We start from the raw sequence: 16,030 nt of genomic DNA on the forward strand, positions 1-16,030 counted from the left end.
ATTGCAATTGATCACGACTTTGTCATCTGGATTGTGGTCTGGCAAGCAAAGACAACCGAAAGGCGCAGTGGAGGGCTATTTGCATTCCATAATTTGCGTTTGCCAGTCATTGCATTTCCGGGCCAGCGTTTCAGGAAAGTCAGAATCTGTATAAACCGTATCAATATCCGCCAGCGACGCTATGCGCGCAGGTGCGGTTCTGCGGAACTTGGAATTGTCAGCGACGAGGCTGATCTGCCGTGCCTGTTCAATGATTGTTTGGCTGACCAGTACTTCCTGTAGGTCAAAATCCATCAAATCTCCGTCCAAATCCAAGGCCGAGCACCCAATTATGGCGTGATCAAATTTGAATTGTCGGATGGTTGAAACTGCCAGATTGCCTACCAGCCCGCTATCCGATCGGCGCAGAACACCACCTGCAACGACAATCTGACAATCCGGGTTCTCTACAAGGATATTGGCCACGTTCATGTTGTTGGTTACGACCATCAGGTTCTTGTGGTCGAGCAATTGTCGTGCGACGGCCTCGGTCGAGGTGCCGATATTCATAAAGATCGAGCTGCCTTCCGGAATATCAGCTGCGCAGCGTTCGGCGATGCGAATCTTGGCCTCATGGTTCAGGGCACGCCGGTCTTCGTAACCAATATTGGACACGCCCGAACGCAGAACGGCCCCTCCGTGCACCCTGTCCAGTTTTCCTGCATCTGATAGCTCGGACAGGTCGCGGCGGATGGTCTGAACCGTCACCTGAAAGCGTTCGGCCAGTCCGTCGACGGTAACGCGACCTTCTACATTGGCGATTTCAACAATGTCTGATTGACGGAAGGATAGTGACATAGATCAGCTCTGCGCTTGGGATAGTTCGTTTTTGTTCTATTTTTTGAAACTGACAAGACTTATTGTGCAGTTATTGCAAAAATTTCGAGAATTTTGATCGCAAGCGAACATTTACGAAAAGTTATGTTGACGATACGAAGTGTTGTGATGCTAATGCCATCGAAACTGCCACTTTTGGGGAATCGTTTGGATATGTCATCAGACAGCAGTCAGGTAACCGATCTTTTCATAATCGGTGGCGGCATCAACGGGTGCGGAATTGCAAGGGACGCTGCGGGGCGGGGATTGTCTGTCACTTTGGCAGAGATGAACGATCTGGCGTCTGCCACCTCCTCGGCGTCGACCAAACTGTTCCATGGTGGGCTAAGGTATTTGGAATTTTTTGAGTTCCGTTTGGTCCGCGAAGCTCTGATAGAGCGGGAAACGCTGCTGCGCGCGATGCCGCATATCAGTTGGCCGATGCGTTTCGTGTTACCGTATCACGCCGATATGCGTTTTGATTCTGAGACGCCAACCTCGCGATTGCTGAGTACGGTGATGCCATGGATGCGTGGGCGACGCCCGGCCTGGCTGATCCGGTTGGGTTTGTTTTTGTACGATAATCTTGGCGGCCGCAAAATCCTGCCGGGAACGCGCGCGTTGAACCTGCGCTCTGTGCCTGAGGGCGCGCCTTTGCAAGACAAGTTCGAAACAGCCTACGAATACTCGGATTGCTGGGTCGAAGATTCTCGGCTGGTGGTTCTGAACGCCCGTGACGCTGAGGCAAGGGGCGCGAAGATCAGGGTTCGGACCGAAGTTCTTGCGGCCAGGCGTGTTGATGACATGTGGCATATCACGATCCGTGATCAGCAGAGCGGTGAGACTGAGACAATTCTGGCAAAGATGTTGATCAATGCAGGTGGCCCGTGGGTGGGCGATATCATTCAGACCAAGATCCACATAAATTCACGCGAAGGGGTCCGGTTGGTACGGGGCAGTCATATCGTGACGCCCAAACTGTTTGATCACGACAAATGCTACTTCTTTCAGGGTGAGGATGGGCGCATCATCTTTGCCATTCCTTACGAGCAGGATTTCACCCTGATTGGCACCACAGATCAGGATCATTCTGATCCATCGGAGCGGCCAGTTTGCACCGAGGCCGAGCAGGAGTACTTATGCGCATTTGCCACGAAGTATTTTAAGAAACCGGTGACACGTGCTGATATCGTCTGGACCTATTCCGGCGTGCGTCCACTTTATGATGACGGCGCAAGCAGCGCCACCGCAGCGACCCGAGACTATACGCTGAAGGTTGATGCCACAGGCGGCGCTCCGGTTCTGAATGTCTTTGGCGGCAAAATCACCACATACCGGCGCCTCGCGGAAAGCGCGTTGGAGAAGATCGGAGAGTACTTCCCAGATCTTGCAGGGCCTTGGACGGCCGGGGTAGCGCTGCCCGGAGGAGATTTCCCCGTTGATGGTGCGCCAGATTTAATCCGGCAGGTGCAGACGGATTATCCTTTCCTCACCGAAGCTTGGGCGCATCGGCTGGTCCGAGCGTACGGCACCGAAGCTTGGGACATTCTGGGGGCGGCCAAAGATCAGACCGATTTGGGCGAGGATTTTGGGGCGACCCTGACCGAGACCGAACTTGTCTGGTTGATGGACAAGGAATACGCGCGCACCGCCGAGGACGTTATATGGCGCCGCAACAAATTGGGTCTACGACTAAGCCCCGAGCAGATTGATCGGCTCGATGACTGGATGACAAATCGGTAACGCAACAACCAGTCGCTTCACACGAAAAAAACGCCCCGCTGTTCTGCGGGGCGTATTCGTTTTATTGCCGTTTTTACGCGGTTTCCTCTGACGGTCCTGGATCATTCTTGCTCCCTTTGATCCACTCTCGCATGCTTTGCATAACGGCATAGAGGACGGGAACCAGAATGACGCCGAACAGTGTCGCAGCAAGCATACCGCCAAATACGGCCACACCAATGGCCTTCTGACTTGCCGCCCCGGCACCATTTGCCGCCAGCAATGGAACCACGCCCAGCAGGAAGGACAACGCGGTCATCATCACGGCGCGGAAACGCTGGAAGGCAGCTTCGACCGCGGCGTCTTTAACGGACAGCCCCTTGGCCCTTTGTTCCATCGCAAATTCGACGATGAGAATCCCGTTCTTTGACGCAAGCCCGACCAGCATGATCATCCCGATCTGCGTGTAGAGGTTGATGTCGCTGCCCACGATTGCCACCGCTGCGACGGCACCGAACAAGGCAACGGTCACCGACATCAGGATCGAAACGGGCATCGTCCAACTTTCATATTGGCCGACAAGGAACAGGTATCCGAACAAGATCGCCAGCCCGAGGATCACGACAACCAAGTTGCCCGACGCCAGCTGCTGCTGCGCGGTCCCTGTCCATTCAAAGGCGTAACCGGGGGGCAGGGCGGTCGCCGATTCTTCGGTCATAGCGGTGATGGCGTCACCGGTTGACAGTCCGGCCGCTGGAACTGCGGTCACAGTCGCAGAACGGAACAGATTGTGCCGTTTCAGCAGAACCGGGCCCAGTACGTTCTCGACGTCGATCAATGTGCCCAACGGCACCATCTCGCCTTTGGTGGAGCGTACATAGAGGTCCGAGATATCCTCGACCTTGTTCCGGTACGAGCCTTCGGCCTGGATCATTACGCGGTAAACACGACCAAACAGGTTAAAGTCGTTTACGTAATATGAACCAAGCTGCGCCTGCATGGTCTGGAAGATCTCGGCTACCGAGACCTGCAGCGTCTTGGCTTTTTCCCGGTCTAGATCAACGAAAAGCTGCGGGACGTTTGCGCGGAAAGTGGTGTAGGCCTGTGCGATTTCAGGCCTCTGGTTCGCGGCATAGACATATGAGCCCACTGCTGACGCCAGATCCTGCGGCGATCCGCCTCCGGTTTGCTGTACCTCCATTTCCACGCCAGCGGACATGCCCAAGCCCTGAATGGGCGGCGGGTTGAAGGCCACAATCGACGCTGCAGATTCCTGGTTTGCAATCGCCATAACCTTGCCCAGAATGGCATCGGCGCTCAGATCAGGTTCTTGCCGCTCCTCCCAGTTGGTAAGGTTGACGAAAATGGCCGCTCCGTTTGTCGTCGTGCCGTTCAGCAGCGAGAACCCGTTTACCAGTACGGTGCTCGCGACACCGGGGATCTCTTGAATCTGCGCATCCAGACGTGCCGAGACAGTTTCGGTGCGTTCCAGCGTTGCGGCGTCGGGCAGTTGGATGTCGACAAACAGATAGCCATTATCCTCAAGCGGAATAAACCCTTTCGAGGTGACACCCATGATGGACCCTGTACCGGCAGCGAAGGCCGCGATGATGCCCAGTGAAATCACCGGCAGGATCAGCAATTTTCGTACGATTGCGGTATATCCGTTGCGCATCGAACCGATGAACCCTTCGAACATAGCCAGCAACCCGGTTGGGGGACCAGAGCGTGCCTTCAGAACCAATCCACACAAGGCCGGAGACAATGTCAGGGCGTTGATCGATGAGATCACGACAGCGGTCGAGATCGTGACCGCGAACTGAGAATAAAGCCGCCCTGAAATACCAGGCATAAAGGTGACGGGTACGAACACTGCCAGCAAAACCAGGGTTGTCGCAATCACCGGACCGGTGATTTGGCCCATCGCTTTGCGTGTCGCTTCGGCAGGAAGCAGCCCCTCATCCGCGATGATACGCTCGACATTTTCAACTACGACAATGGCGTCATCCACCACGATGCCGATGGCTAGCACCAGCGCAAATAGTGAGATCGTGTTGAGCGACATGCCGAATGCCAGAAGGAATGCGAATGTTCCAATCAGTGAGACGGGAATTGCCACCGCGGGAATAATAGTCGCGCGCCAACTGCCAAGGAATATGAACACGACCGTAATCACGAGTATGAATGTCAGGATCAGTGTTGACACCACGTCATTGAGCGATTGTTCCACAAAGTCTGTCGTGTTGAACGGAACGGCATATTCTACATCCGACGGAAAGGCTCGGGACAGACGGTCTAGCTCGGCTTCAACACGTTCGGAAACCGCAAGCGCGTTCGCGCCGGGGGCCTGATAGATACCGATAACCGTTGCCGGAACGCTTTGAAAATAACCCGAAGCTGAATAAAACTGCGCACCAAGCTCTGTGCGAGCGATGTCTTTGACACGTACAATCGCGCCTGCATCCCCGGTGCGGATAACGATATCTCCGAACTCATCAGCAGAGGTCAGGCGGCCTTTGGTCTTGATCGTGTATTGAAAGGTTTGCCCTTCTGGAACAGGCGGTGATCCAATCGATCCAGCCGATACTTCGATATTCTGCTCGCGGATTGCGTTTATGACATCACCCGGAGTGATCGACAGCGCGGCCATCTTATCCGGATCCATCCATATCCGCATCGCGTATTCCAGATTGGTCAGAACATCCGCCTTACCTACGCCCTGAACGCGTGCCAGCGCGTCTTTCAGGTTGATCGAGGCATAGTTCGAAAGAAACACGCTGTCATACGTGCCATTGGGCGAGGTCAGCGTGACCAGCAGCAGCATGTTTGTTGACGCTTTTTGGGTTACCACGCCCGATGAGGTCACTTCGCTCGGCAACGAGGCCATGGCCTGCGCGACGCGGTTCTGCACATTGACCGATGCAATATCGGGATCGGTGCCAACTTCAAACGTTACATTCAGAGAATAAGAACCGTTATCTGACGAAGTTGACGTCATATAGATCATGTCGTCCACGCCGTTGACCTGCGCCTCGATTGGCGCGGCTACAGTGTTCTCGACAGTTTCGGCATTCGCGCCGGTATAGGTGGCGGTTACACTGACAACCGGAGGCGTGATATCAGGGAATTGCGCAACCGGCAGAACCATATAACCGATCCCGCCCAAGATGGTCAGGACCAGCGAAATTACAAGCGCCAGCTTGGGCCGGCTGATGAACAGGGCAGAGAACATCTGTTATTCTCCTGGCTGCTCAGAGGCGACAACGGCATCGACGGCGACGCCGGGACGAACGCGCTGCAGGCCTTCGACGATCACACTTTCGCCCTCACGCAGACCATCCGTTACGATAATGGCCGAGTCGACGGGGTCTCCGGTTGTGATGTAGCGCTGCTCGACCATCTGTTTGTCATTGACGACCAATACGAATTCCCCGCGTTGGTCACGTTGCAGGGCTGCTTGAGGGATTAAGACCTGCAGCGTTGGCTCCAACGCTTCGATCTGGACGTTTACGAACGCGCCATCGACAAGCAGACGTTTGGCATTTTCGAACTGAGCTGTGAGGGTGATCGCACCGGTCAACGGGTCAATGCGGTTATCTACAAAAATGATTTCGCCTGTCTCATCCAGTACGGTTCCGTTCGGCAAGGTCACATGGACGTTTGGACTTTTGTTGCTTTCTGCCAGGGTCGCTGGATCTTCACCAATTTGTTCAAGAACCGAGGTGAACTGTTTCTCGTTCAATGAAAAATTCACGTAGATGGGGGCTTCGCTGACTAGCGTGACGAGGGGCGGATTATTGGGGCCGACGACGTCGCCAACACTAATTTCGACCCGACCGATCCGACCAGAAAATGGCGCGTGAATCTGGGTGTAGCTGAGATCAAGCTCGGCCTGCTGGATGGCCGCATTCGCAGCTTTTACTTCGGCTTCCGCAACCAATTCGTTGGCACGTGCGATATCACGTTCGGACTCGGGTGTGGCGTCTCGCTTGTACAGTTCTTCTTTTCGCGCCAGATCGACTTTGGCCAGTTCAAGGTTGGCCTGAGCGCGGTCAAGATCAGCTTTGCGCGCCTCCAGAGTTGCTTGGTAAAGGTCTGGTTCGATCGTGAACAGCAGGTCATCTTTAGACACGGGGGCGCCGTCATCTACGTTCTGACTGTCCAGAAATCCGCTGACGCGCGCGACGATGTCGACCTTGTCGATGGCCTCGGCCCGCCCAATAAACGTCGCCTGATCAGTAATCTCTTCTGTATAGGCCGCCGCGATCGAGACCTTTGGCGCGGGGGCGTCTGACTGATCCTGTGCCATAACTGAGTGCGGAAGGATGGACCATGCGATTACACCGAGAGATGCGCCTATTGTCCTGAAATATCCGCGGCGGCGGTATGTGGGCTTTTTAAATGCAAAGGACATGATGGCGCCTCGTTCAAACTAAAGATAATGCGCCCGGGCATCAGATATGCGCGGACGAGTCGAGTGATGTTTCAGGCAGGATGGCGGGTTTGGCGCAGTTTCTCAAGCATGTTGAGACTTCCTGCGAAGTTCAGATGGTAAAAAATTTCTTTCCAATTGGCGGACTTAGCTTGCGTCAACAGCAGATTTGCAGAGGAAAGGGCATCTTTTTAGGGCCGGTGGGTCCCCTGAATAAAACACGACAGAGGATTGCTCAGCCCTCTGCCGCTTCATTCACAGATGAAGATTTGTTGTTACTTACGCGTCCCGGCGAAGCGATTCTGCCAGTCTTCACGTTGCTCATCGGTCACCTTGGCGAACAGCACATCGGGAACCGTGAAGTCGTGGCCTGCGGGTAGGGCACGCAGTGCGGCGTCGACGTCATCAGGCCAGCTGGTGTCCAGCGTGTTCATCGCGCTAAGCATTTTTGCCGAAGTTTCAGGAATAAACGGCGCGCTCAGAACCGCATAGAGTCGGATCAAGTTCAGCCCCAGCCTGACTTGAACCGCAGCCAGCGCCGGGTCTTCCTTGAAAGTTGACCAGGGGGCCGCGGCCTGCAGGTATTCGTTGCCTGCGACCCAGATCGCCCGCAACTCCTGCGCAGATTTACGCACTTCCATTGCTTCCATATGGCCTTCATAGGCGCGGATGCGTCGGGTCAGTTCTGCGATAAGCGTTTGCTCATGCTCACCATATTCACCATCACCCGGAACGGCCTCACCGAACTTGGAGCGGCAGAACTTGGTGATCCGGCTGACAAAGTTGCCCAGAACGTCAGCGAGGTCCTTGTTGACCGATTGCTGGAAGTTTTCCCAGGTGAATTCGCTGTCGCTGCTTTCCGGCGCATGGCTCAAAAGCCACCAGCGCCAGTAGTCGGCAGGCAGAAGCTCCAGCGCCTGATCCATGAACACGCCGCGCCCTTGTGAGGTCGAGAACTGGCCGCCGTCATAGTTCAGATAGTTGAAAGATTTCAGGTGATCGACCATCTTCCACGGCTCGCCCGATCCCAGAATGGTAGCAGGGAAGCTGAGCGTGTGGAACGGCACATTGTCTTTGCCCATGAACTGGACGTACCGCACGTCATCCGCGCCTTTGTCGGTGCGCCACCATCGCTCCCACTCGGCATCGGACTTACCGTTGGCATCCGCCCATTCCTTTGCGCAGGCGATGTATTCGATGGGCGCGTCGAACCAGACGTAGAAGACCTTGCCTTCCATTCCAGGCCAGTCCTGATCGCCTTTCTTAACCGGAACACCCCAATCCAAATCGCGGGTGATCCCGCGGTCCTGCAGACCGTCGCCATCATGCAACCATTTCTTGGCAATCGAGGTGGTCAGGATTGGCCAGTCTGACTTGCTGTCAATCCACGCATCCAACTGATCCTTCATAGCGGATTGGCGCAGATAGAGATGTTTGGTCTCGCGCACCTCTAAATCCGTCGAACCGGAAATCGCTGAGCGGGGCTCGATCAGGTCGGTCGGGTCCAACTGCTTGGTGCAATTCTCGCACTGATCACCACGCGCGCGATCATAGCCGCAATTGGGGCATGTACCCTCGATATAACGGTCAGGTAGAAATCTGCCGTCGGCGTTTGAATAAACCTGCTTCTCGCTGACCTCGCGGATCAGCCCGGCCTCATCCAGTTTGCCTGCGAAGTGCTGGGTCAGGTTACGGTTCTGATCGCTGGATGAACGGCCAAAGTGGTCAAAACTCAGACCAAAGCGTTTGGCGATGTCTGCCTGCACCGCATACATATCGGCGCAGTATTCCGCGACGGGTTTGCCCGCTTTCGCCGCAGCCAGTTCCGCAGGGGTGCCGTGTTCGTCGGTCGCGCACAGGAACATGACCTCATTCCCCCGACCACGCAGATAGCGCGCGTAAAGATCGGCGGGCAACTGCGAGCCGATCAGATTGCCGAGGTGTTTGATCCCGTTGATATAAGGGATCGCCGAGGTGATGAGAATCCGAGCCATTTTGCGTTTCCAGATAACTGTCTGCGCGCCCGTCTACAGTATGTCGGCGGTTAGCAAAAGGCCGGGTTTTGCGACTCTGTGTAATTCACACTGAAATCGCGCTTAGTGCTTCTCACGCGAACCTTTCAGCAATCTGCCAATCGTAAACGAAGTACGCGGCGCATAGACGTAATTTGTCCGTTCGTCGGGCGTTGGGCGCGAGCGCATGCGGGCAAGGCCAAACACGATCAGGAATGCATGACCCAGAGCCACGAAGGCAAATAGGGCGCCAGGGCCGAACTGCTGGATCAACGTGGATGAGATGTATGGTGAGGCAATCGCGCCCAGTGCGTACCAGAACATCAGTGCTGCGGCCAGTTCTACGCGTTGTTCGGTAGTGGCAAAGTCATTCGCATGGGCTGATGAAACCGAGAAGATCGGGAATGTGGTCAGGCCGAAAAAACCGGCTGTCAGCATGACGCCGACAGTGCCGGTTCCGCTGGCCAACATTGTGATGCCGCAACTTAAGACCGCTGCTGCCGATAACCAGATCAAGACCCAGCGTCGGTCATATTTGTCGGCCAGCCAGCCCAGCGGGTACTGCGCAAGTGCGCCGCCCAGAACGAATGAGGCCAGAAAGAACGCAATCTGATCTACAGCCAGCCCCACCTCCTGACCGTAAACCGGGCCGACCATTCGAAATGAGGCCGAGCTTAGGGCCGCGACGATCACCCCGGCCACTGCAAGCGGTGAGTTTTGCCACGCCAGCCGGGGCCGTAAGCGTGGTGCGTCCGGGGTTTTGGGTTGGCTCGCGCGTGTTAGCGTCAAAGGCAGTAGCGATGCGCAGCATAAGATGGCCAGAAGATTATATGAAACATAGGATGCCGGAGGCAGAACCGCGATGATCAACTGCGCGCAAAGCGAGGCGCCCAGATCTGCGATGCGATAGCTTCCCATCACACGTCCACGTGATTCATTTGTGACCTTTGCATTTAGCCACGCCTCAATCACCGTGTAGCACCCGGCAACGCAAGTGCCCGACGCGATCCGTAGGATGGCCCAGACATAGGGGTTCTCAGTCAGCGTGTGTCCCAACAGCCCCATGGCACCCAAGGCGGTGCAAACGGCAAATGCGCGCGAGTGTCCGACGCTTCCCATCAGGCGCGGTGCCCACCAGCAGCCAATGAAAAAGCCAAGGAAATGCGAAGACCCCAACAGACCGATCTGTTCTGTCGAAAAGTTCAGTGTCAGGCCCGAGATCGCATCCAATGGCCCGACACCGCCGGTCGACAATTGCAATAGTATGACCGAAAGAAAAAGTGCGGCAAATGAAATGATCGTACGCATGATGGGGGCAGCTTGTCTTTATTGTCACGAATTGCGCGTGTCTATTCGACACCTTAGCGTCGTTTTTTGGCGTTCCTTGGCTAATCCTGTCGAATGATTTCGGCTCGGATGTTTAAACCAATCATTGGCTGTACCAGATCAGGATAGCCTGACGCACCAAATTCGTGCCGATTAAGCGCGCCCACCAGCCTTATGAATAGGGTGTCCAGATCATCCACTGCGCTGCCCGGTCTTCGATAAAGATCGGCCTTCAGCGTTACGGGACGAGTTACATCACGCACTGTCAGGTCACCCGTTACTGTCGCGCCTTCCGAGATGCGACCAGTGGGTCCAAGTTGAATTTTGGTCGTGACGAACCGAATGGTTGGATATCGGGCGGCGTTCAACACGCTGCTGCCTAACATCGGGCCGCGCGCAAAGGGTAATTTCGTACGAGCTCGGGCCACGTCCATCGCAACATCGACCCTACTGTTTTGAAGGCGTCTCGTGTCGATTAAAATCTGCGCCGACTGAACTGGCATCGTACCTGTTTGTGCTGTGCCAGACAGAGTGTAGGTAAATTCGACCGAGCGGCGCTCCGTTGCCAGAACGTACGGGGTGAGTGCTGCATGAGCGTCGCGCGCGAACGGTAGAGCCGCAAGGCCAGCGATGAGTGTGCGGCGCGTGTGATCGGTCATGCCATTGCTGTGTCGCCGCGTGGCCTTGAGCGTTTCAAGAGCATCAGCAGGATGGCGATGTTCATGCCATTCCAAACGATGCCGTTGATAAAGGCGAGTTGATAGTTGCCGGTTACATCGTAGATCCAGCCGGACATCCAGCCGCCCAGCGCCATGCCCAGAATGGTCATCATCATGACAAAACCCACACGCGCTCCGGCCTCTTGTGGCGGCATGTATTCGCGCACAACCAAAGCATAGCTTGGAACGATACCACCCTGCGCCAATCCAAACAGCATGCTGACAACGTACAGGGACACCATACCGTCGTAAGGCAGGAACAGGAACAGAGCGATGCACTGAAGGATCGAGCCGATCAAAAGGGTGGTAAGCCCTCCCAATTGGTCCGCGACCAGCCCTGAAATCACCCGGCTGACAACGCCTCCCAGCAGCATCAATGATAACATTTCAGCTCCGACCGCCGGACCGTAGCCAAGGCCGACGCAATAAGACACTATATGGACCTGCGGCATCGACATGGCCACGCAACATCCGATACCAGCCAGCCCGAGGATGTATTGCAGGGTGCGGGGTGAAAAGCCGACGCTTTGTGCTTTGATCTCTGCTGCGGCAGCTGCGGTGCTGTGCGCTTCGACCGGAACTTGGCGACGTAGGAGCAGGGACAGGGGTATGACAACGACCAATGTGATGAGGGCGAGGCTCAGATAAACCTGTTGCCATCCTTCGCGCTGCAGAATGCCCGATAACAGCGTAGGCCAGATTGCACCTGAAAGGTAGTTGCCACTGGCCACCAGCGCCACAGCAACCCCGCGCCTGCGCATGAACCAATGCGAGATATCGGCGATCAGTGGCCCAAACCCGATCGATGTTCCAAGACCCAGCAACAGATGCGCGACTGAAAGGAGGGCAATGTTCGGTGCAAGCGTGGCCAGCAAATAGCTTAATGCGCTTAATAGGGCGGCCCCGATCAGAGCCTTTGTCACGCCCAGATTATCCACCAGCTTGCCAAGCCACATGTTTCCAAAGGCAAAACCGATCATGGTGAGCGTATAGGGCATCGATGCGGCAGCTCTGCCTGCTCCAAAATCGGCCTCGATGGCGGGCATCACGACAACTACAGCCCACATACCCACATTGACCACCGTTGCGATCGCCAGAGTGATCAGCAGGCGAAGCCAGGAGTATCGGCTGTCATGGATCGGATGTGTCATGCGGGCACGCTAGGGTGCATGTTCTGCTTTGACCAGTCACAAGTTATGTGAACGTGGGTGCGTCTTCGGTTTTGATCTGTTGTAACTGCAGGCCGAAATGTGGGGCCGTCCGCGTCACGTGCCAACTGGCCGGGGGCAGGGCGCGGGCGCGGCGGCGGGTCAGGCGCCAACTGCAGGCCTCGTCCCGATAAGTCGGCTCCATATGCCAGCGCGTCTCGATCCCCTGCGCGCCGCCATCGTCAGGTGTCAGCAACAGTCCCAGAGGGGCCTGACCCGATGTGCCACCCTGTTCGGCGGCCAGATGCAACCGCCGAACAGGGGTCAGACCCGGCGGGCCGGGCAGGTCGCCGATAACCAGGGGCGCAGCACCACTGCGCAAGGCTTCTTCCATGCACCACAATAGGTCTTCGGGTTTATCAGGGCGGATCAGCAGAAACCGGGACGGGTCAGCAAAAGGTAACATGCCTTCGGGATGCAGCTGGACGACCTCCCACGCCGGGGCAATCCACATTACCGGACCCTGAGTTTGCCCCGCCACCCACAGGGCAAAACTGCGTCGAGCAGGGCCGCAGGCCTCGTGCACACGGGCCAGTTGTAGGCTGATCTGTGGGTGCAGGGCCACCCCGGGCGGGGTGCGCGCGGGCTTGCGGCCAAGAAGATGGGTGGACATGCTGATCAAACTAGCATGTTCTTACTTTGTTCTCAATTGAGGATTGCCATCAGCGCGACAAAATCAGGCGTCCGTCAGCAAACTGGATATTCGAGAACCGATGCAGATATTCCATCCCCAGCAGCGATTGATCCAGATCGCCCTCATTGATCGAGGCCGGGATATTGCGATCAGTAATCGGGCCCAGAGACAAGCTGTCCAACCGAACCGGCGCGGTGCGCACGATACCATTGGCCGTTGAGGCGCGGCCGAGATAGTTCAATTGATCCGTATCGATTCCAATTCGTTCGGCATCTTTCGGACTAATGACGATATTGCTGGCCCCGGTATCGACCAGAAAGGTCACGGCTTTGCCATTTACAAGCATCGGCAAATAGTAGTGTCCATCATACGAACGGGGCACTTCGATCCTCTGATCGGTTACGGTCAGCTGTGGGGTAGGGCTGACGGTCGAACGGATGTCATCCCACAGCCCGACTACGGCGATAACGCCAATAAAGATGAACACCCAAGCCGCGACCTGCTGCATGGTTTTGCCCAATGACTGGCGGTTTTGAGTGAAAAACCACATCAACAGGGCGGCTCCCAGCAGAACCAGATAGGTCAATCGCCCAAAATCTTCGCCGTCCATTCAATCACCCGAATACAGTTGTCTGATGCCAATATGGTGCCTCAGGAGGCGAAACCAAAGGCTTTGAGGCCATCCAGGATGAACTGAACCGATAGTGCGGCCAGCAGCATACCCAGCAGCCGTGTCAGTACGTTCAACCCGGTTTTGCCCAAGATGCGAGCAATCAGACCTCCGGCCAGAAAGAACACAAAAACAACCAGCATGACGCCCAGCATGACGGCACAGGCGGCTGCGATCCCCTGAATGCCGGGGTTTTGTCCTGCCAATAGAATGATGGTTGCAATCGACCCGGGGCCTGCGATCAACGGAATGGCCAACGGGAACACCGACGGGTCAGGATGCTCTTCCTCTTCTGCACGGTTCTCACGCCGCTTGTTGCGCCGCTCGAACAGCATGTCGAGCGCTGTCAGGAACAACAATGCGCCGCCGGCCACTTTGAACGCAGGCATCGAGATACCAATAAAGCCCAGAACCGCCTCACCAAACGCGGCAAAGGCGATCAGGATGAAAACGGCGGTCAAGCAACTGCGAATGGCAATCTTACGGCGCGTTGCGGCATCCATGTCCTGTGTCAAAGCAACAAAGACCGGCGTAGTGCCGAACGGGTCGATCACCACGAACATCGTGGTGAAAGCAGTTACGAAAAAGGCCATGTCGATCATGCTGCGCTCTCTGCCTGTTCCAAGCGTTCTGCGGCGGCAACCCAAAGGGCCTCAGCTTTTTGCATGGCCTCGACCACCTCGGCGAACTTGCGGTTCCAGGTTTCCAGATCGTTGATCCGGTCGTCTTTATAGAGCTCCGGATCCGCCAGCTTGGCCGATAGCTTGTCGTGCATATCCGTGAGTTTCTTGACCCGATCTTCACATTTGCGCAGATCCGCGCGTAGGGCCAATACCGTCTCGCGTGATGCACGTTTGGGTTTGGCGGTCTGTGGTTTCACTTTGACCGGTTTTTCGCGGGCCAAAAGAAGGGCGCGATAGGCCTCAAGGTCGCCATCGAACGGTTTGACGGTGCCATCAGAGACCAACCAAAGCCGGTCGGCGACCAGCGACAGCAGGTGCATGTCGTGGCTGACCAAGATAACCGCGCCGGAATAGGCAGTCAGCGCCTCAACCAACGCCTCACGGCTTTCGATGTCCAGGTGGTTGGTCGGTTCGTCGAGGATCAACATGTGCGGCGCGTCGATGGTCGCGAGCAGCAGCGACAAACGCGCCTTTTGTCCGCCCGACAGGCGACCGACCAGCGTTTCCGCCTGATCCGAATTCAACCCGAACCCCGCCAGGCGCGAGCGCCACTTGCCGGGTGCCTCATTCGGGCGCAGGCGGCGCAGGTGATCCAAAGGCGTTTCGTCCACATGCAGCTCATCCACCTGATGCTGTGCGAAATAGCCGATGCGCAGCTTGGAACTGCGGGTCATTTTTCCCGCCATCAGGGGCAGTCGGTCGGACAGCAGTTTCGAAAGGGTCGACTTGCCTTGACCGTTCTTGCCCAGCAAAGCGATGCGATCGTCCTGATCAATGCGTAGGTTCAGTCGTCGCAGAACCTCGGTCTCGCCATAGCCAGTCACACCGCCCTCAAGCTGGATGATCGGGGGCGACAGCTCTTCCGGCTCGGGGAAGGAAAAGGCGCGCAAAGCTGCCTCTTGTGGGGTTGAGACCAGCTGGATGCGCTCAATCATTTTGAGGCGGGATTGGGCCTGAACCGCCTTTGACGCTTTGTAACGGAAGCGATCCACGAAACTTTGCAAATGTGCGATGCGCGCCTTGGCTTTGGCATTCTCGGATTCTGCCTGCGCCAGACGTTCGGCGCGGCGTTCAGCAAACTTGTCGTAGGGAACCGCATAATATGTCAGCTTGCGGTCTTCGAGATGCAGAATTGAGCCCACCGCACGATTTAGAAGCCCACGGTCGTGGCTGATGATGATGACAGTATGCGGGTATTTCGCCAGATAGCTTTCCAGCCACAGCGCACCTTCGAGGTCCAGATAGTTGGTCGGTTCGTCCAGCAGCAGCAGATCGGGCTGTGAAAACAGCACTGCCGCCAGCGCCACGCGCATCCGCCAGCCGCCCGAGAAATCAGAACAGGGCTTCAGCTGATCTTCATCGTCAAAGCCCAGTCCTTTGAGGATCGAGGCCGCGCGCGCATCAGCCGACCAAGCGTCGATATCAGTCAGACGTGTTTGAATCTCGGCAATCCGATCCGGGTCGGTCGCGCTGTCAGCTTCGGCCATCAATGAACTTCGTTCGACATCCGCTGCCAGAACGGTGTTGATCAGCGAGACATCCGACGACGGCACCTCCTGCGCCACGCCGCCGATCCGCGCGCGTTTCGGTAACGAGATATTGCCTGATTCCAGCGACAGCTCACCACGGATCAACCGGAAGAGCGTCGTCTTTCCGGTACCATTGCGCCCGACAAGGCCGACCTTGTGGCCGTCGGGAATGGTCGCGCTGGCCCCGTCGAACAGGGGACGGCCTTCAACGGCATAATTTATATTCTCAATCCGTAGCAT

The 16,030-nt window shown here is 56.3% G+C and carries 12 protein-coding genes; 1 reads left to right on the plus strand and 11 read right to left on the minus strand.

Going from position 1 to position 16,030, the window contains the following annotated elements; translation table 11 throughout:
• Nucleotides 1–75: 75 nt before the first annotated feature.
• Nucleotides 76–837: a DeoR/GlpR family DNA-binding transcription regulator gene (locus G7G_RS0106025; protein WP_010439544.1), complete on the minus strand. Its 762-nt coding sequence runs from the start codon at nucleotides 835–837 to the stop codon at nucleotides 76–78.
• 192 nt (nucleotides 838–1,029) lie between these two features.
• Here G7G_RS0106025 and glpD point away from each other — a divergent pair, with 192 nt between their 5' ends.
• The gene (gene glpD, locus G7G_RS0106030) at nucleotides 1,030–2,598 is read left to right on the plus strand and encodes a glycerol-3-phosphate dehydrogenase (protein WP_029621772.1); all 1,569 of its coding nucleotides are present in this window, start codon (nucleotides 1,030–1,032) and stop codon (nucleotides 2,596–2,598) included.
• Nucleotides 2,599–2,671: 73 nt separating this feature from the next.
• On the opposite strand, the gene G7G_RS0106035 is transcribed toward glpD, so the two are convergent.
• The 10 genes from G7G_RS0106035 to G7G_RS0106080 all read right to left on the minus strand — a co-directional run bounded on the left by G7G_RS0106035 (nucleotide 2,672) and on the right by G7G_RS0106080 (nucleotide 16,030).
• A complete protein-coding gene (locus G7G_RS0106035; RefSeq protein ID WP_010439549.1) occupies nucleotides 2,672–5,809 on the minus strand; it encodes an efflux RND transporter permease subunit in 3,138 nt (1,045 codons plus the stop codon).
• 3 nt (nucleotides 5,810–5,812) lie between these two features.
• Nucleotides 5,813–6,991, minus strand: a complete 1,179-nt coding sequence (locus tag G7G_RS0106040; RefSeq protein ID WP_010439551.1) for an efflux RND transporter periplasmic adaptor subunit — start codon at nucleotides 6,989–6,991, stop codon at nucleotides 5,813–5,815.
• Nucleotides 6,992–7,284: 293 nt separating this feature from the next.
• Nucleotides 7,285–9,003, minus strand: a complete 1,719-nt coding sequence (metG, locus tag G7G_RS0106045; protein ID WP_010439554.1) for a methionine--tRNA ligase — start codon at nucleotides 9,001–9,003, stop codon at nucleotides 7,285–7,287.
• A gap of 102 nt (nucleotides 9,004–9,105) precedes the next feature.
• Entirely contained in the window at nucleotides 9,106–10,329 is a 1,224-nt protein-coding gene (locus G7G_RS0106050; RefSeq protein WP_010439558.1) for an MFS transporter, read from the minus strand.
• 80 nt (nucleotides 10,330–10,409) lie between these two features.
• Nucleotides 10,410–11,006: a YceI family protein gene (locus G7G_RS0106055; protein WP_010439561.1), complete on the minus strand. Its 597-nt coding sequence runs from the start codon at nucleotides 11,004–11,006 to the stop codon at nucleotides 10,410–10,412.
• Complete coding sequence (locus tag G7G_RS0106060) at nucleotides 11,003–12,217, minus strand: MFS transporter (RefSeq protein WP_010439563.1); 1,215 nt, start codon at nucleotides 12,215–12,217, stop codon at nucleotides 11,003–11,005. Before G7G_RS0106060 ends, G7G_RS0106055 begins: the two co-directional genes overlap by 4 nt.
• Nucleotides 12,218–12,260: 43 nt before the next feature.
• Entirely contained in the window at nucleotides 12,261–12,887 is a 627-nt protein-coding gene (locus tag G7G_RS0106065) for an ImuA family protein (RefSeq protein ID WP_037320815.1), read from the minus strand.
• A gap of 49 nt (nucleotides 12,888–12,936) precedes the next feature.
• Nucleotides 12,937–13,518 (minus strand): retropepsin-like aspartic protease family protein, encoded by a 582-nt coding sequence (locus G7G_RS0106070; protein ID WP_010439569.1) that lies wholly within the window; start codon nucleotides 13,516–13,518, stop codon nucleotides 12,937–12,939.
• Nucleotides 13,519–13,559: 41 nt separating this feature from the next.
• On the minus strand, nucleotides 13,560–14,180 hold the full coding sequence (locus G7G_RS0106075) for a MarC family protein (RefSeq protein ID WP_010439573.1): 621 nt from the start codon (nucleotides 14,178–14,180) through the stop codon (nucleotides 13,560–13,562).
• Nucleotides 14,177–16,030 carry an ABC-F family ATP-binding cassette domain-containing protein gene (locus G7G_RS0106080; RefSeq protein WP_010439575.1) on the minus strand — a complete coding sequence of 618 codons (1,854 nt, stop codon included), beginning with the start codon at nucleotides 16,028–16,030 and terminating at the stop codon, nucleotides 14,177–14,179. The genes G7G_RS0106075 and G7G_RS0106080 overlap by 4 nt, the downstream gene beginning before the upstream one ends.

It is taken from the genome of Ruegeria conchae (assembly GCF_000192475.1).
Classification (GTDB): domain Bacteria; phylum Pseudomonadota; class Alphaproteobacteria; order Rhodobacterales; family Rhodobacteraceae; genus Ruegeria; species Ruegeria conchae.

Excerpts from the sequence above, each read along its gene's own strand:
- G7G_RS0106025 (WP_010439544.1), bottom strand. The coding sequence starts at position 837 with ATGTCACTATCCTTCCGTCAATCAGACATTGTTGAAATCGCCAATGTA.
- glpD (WP_029621772.1), top strand. The coding sequence starts at position 1,030 with ATGTCATCAGACAGCAGTCAGGTAACCGATCTTTTCATAATCGGTGGC.
- G7G_RS0106035 (WP_010439549.1), bottom strand. The coding sequence starts at position 5,809 with ATGTTCTCTGCCCTGTTCATCAGCCGGCCCAAGCTGGCGCTTGTAATT.
- G7G_RS0106040 (WP_010439551.1), bottom strand. The coding sequence starts at position 6,991 with ATGTCCTTTGCATTTAAAAAGCCCACATACCGCCGCCGCGGATATTTC.
- metG (WP_010439554.1), bottom strand. The coding sequence starts at position 9,003 with ATGGCTCGGATTCTCATCACCTCGGCGATCCCTTATATCAACGGGATC.
- G7G_RS0106050 (WP_010439558.1), bottom strand. The coding sequence starts at position 10,329 with ATGCGTACGATCATTTCATTTGCCGCACTTTTTCTTTCGGTCATACTA.
- G7G_RS0106055 (WP_010439561.1), bottom strand. The coding sequence starts at position 11,006 with ATGACCGATCACACGCGCCGCACACTCATCGCTGGCCTTGCGGCTCTA.
- G7G_RS0106060 (WP_010439563.1), bottom strand. The coding sequence starts at position 12,217 with ATGACACATCCGATCCATGACAGCCGATACTCCTGGCTTCGCCTGCTG.
- G7G_RS0106065 (WP_037320815.1), bottom strand. The coding sequence starts at position 12,887 with ATGTCCACCCATCTTCTTGGCCGCAAGCCCGCGCGCACCCCGCCCGGG.
- G7G_RS0106070 (WP_010439569.1), bottom strand. The coding sequence starts at position 13,518 with ATGGACGGCGAAGATTTTGGGCGATTGACCTATCTGGTTCTGCTGGGA.
- G7G_RS0106075 (WP_010439573.1), bottom strand. The coding sequence starts at position 14,180 with ATGATCGACATGGCCTTTTTCGTAACTGCTTTCACCACGATGTTCGTG.
- G7G_RS0106080 (WP_010439575.1), bottom strand. The coding sequence starts at position 16,030 with ATGCTACGGATTGAGAATATAAATTATGCCGTTGAAGGCCGTCCCCTG.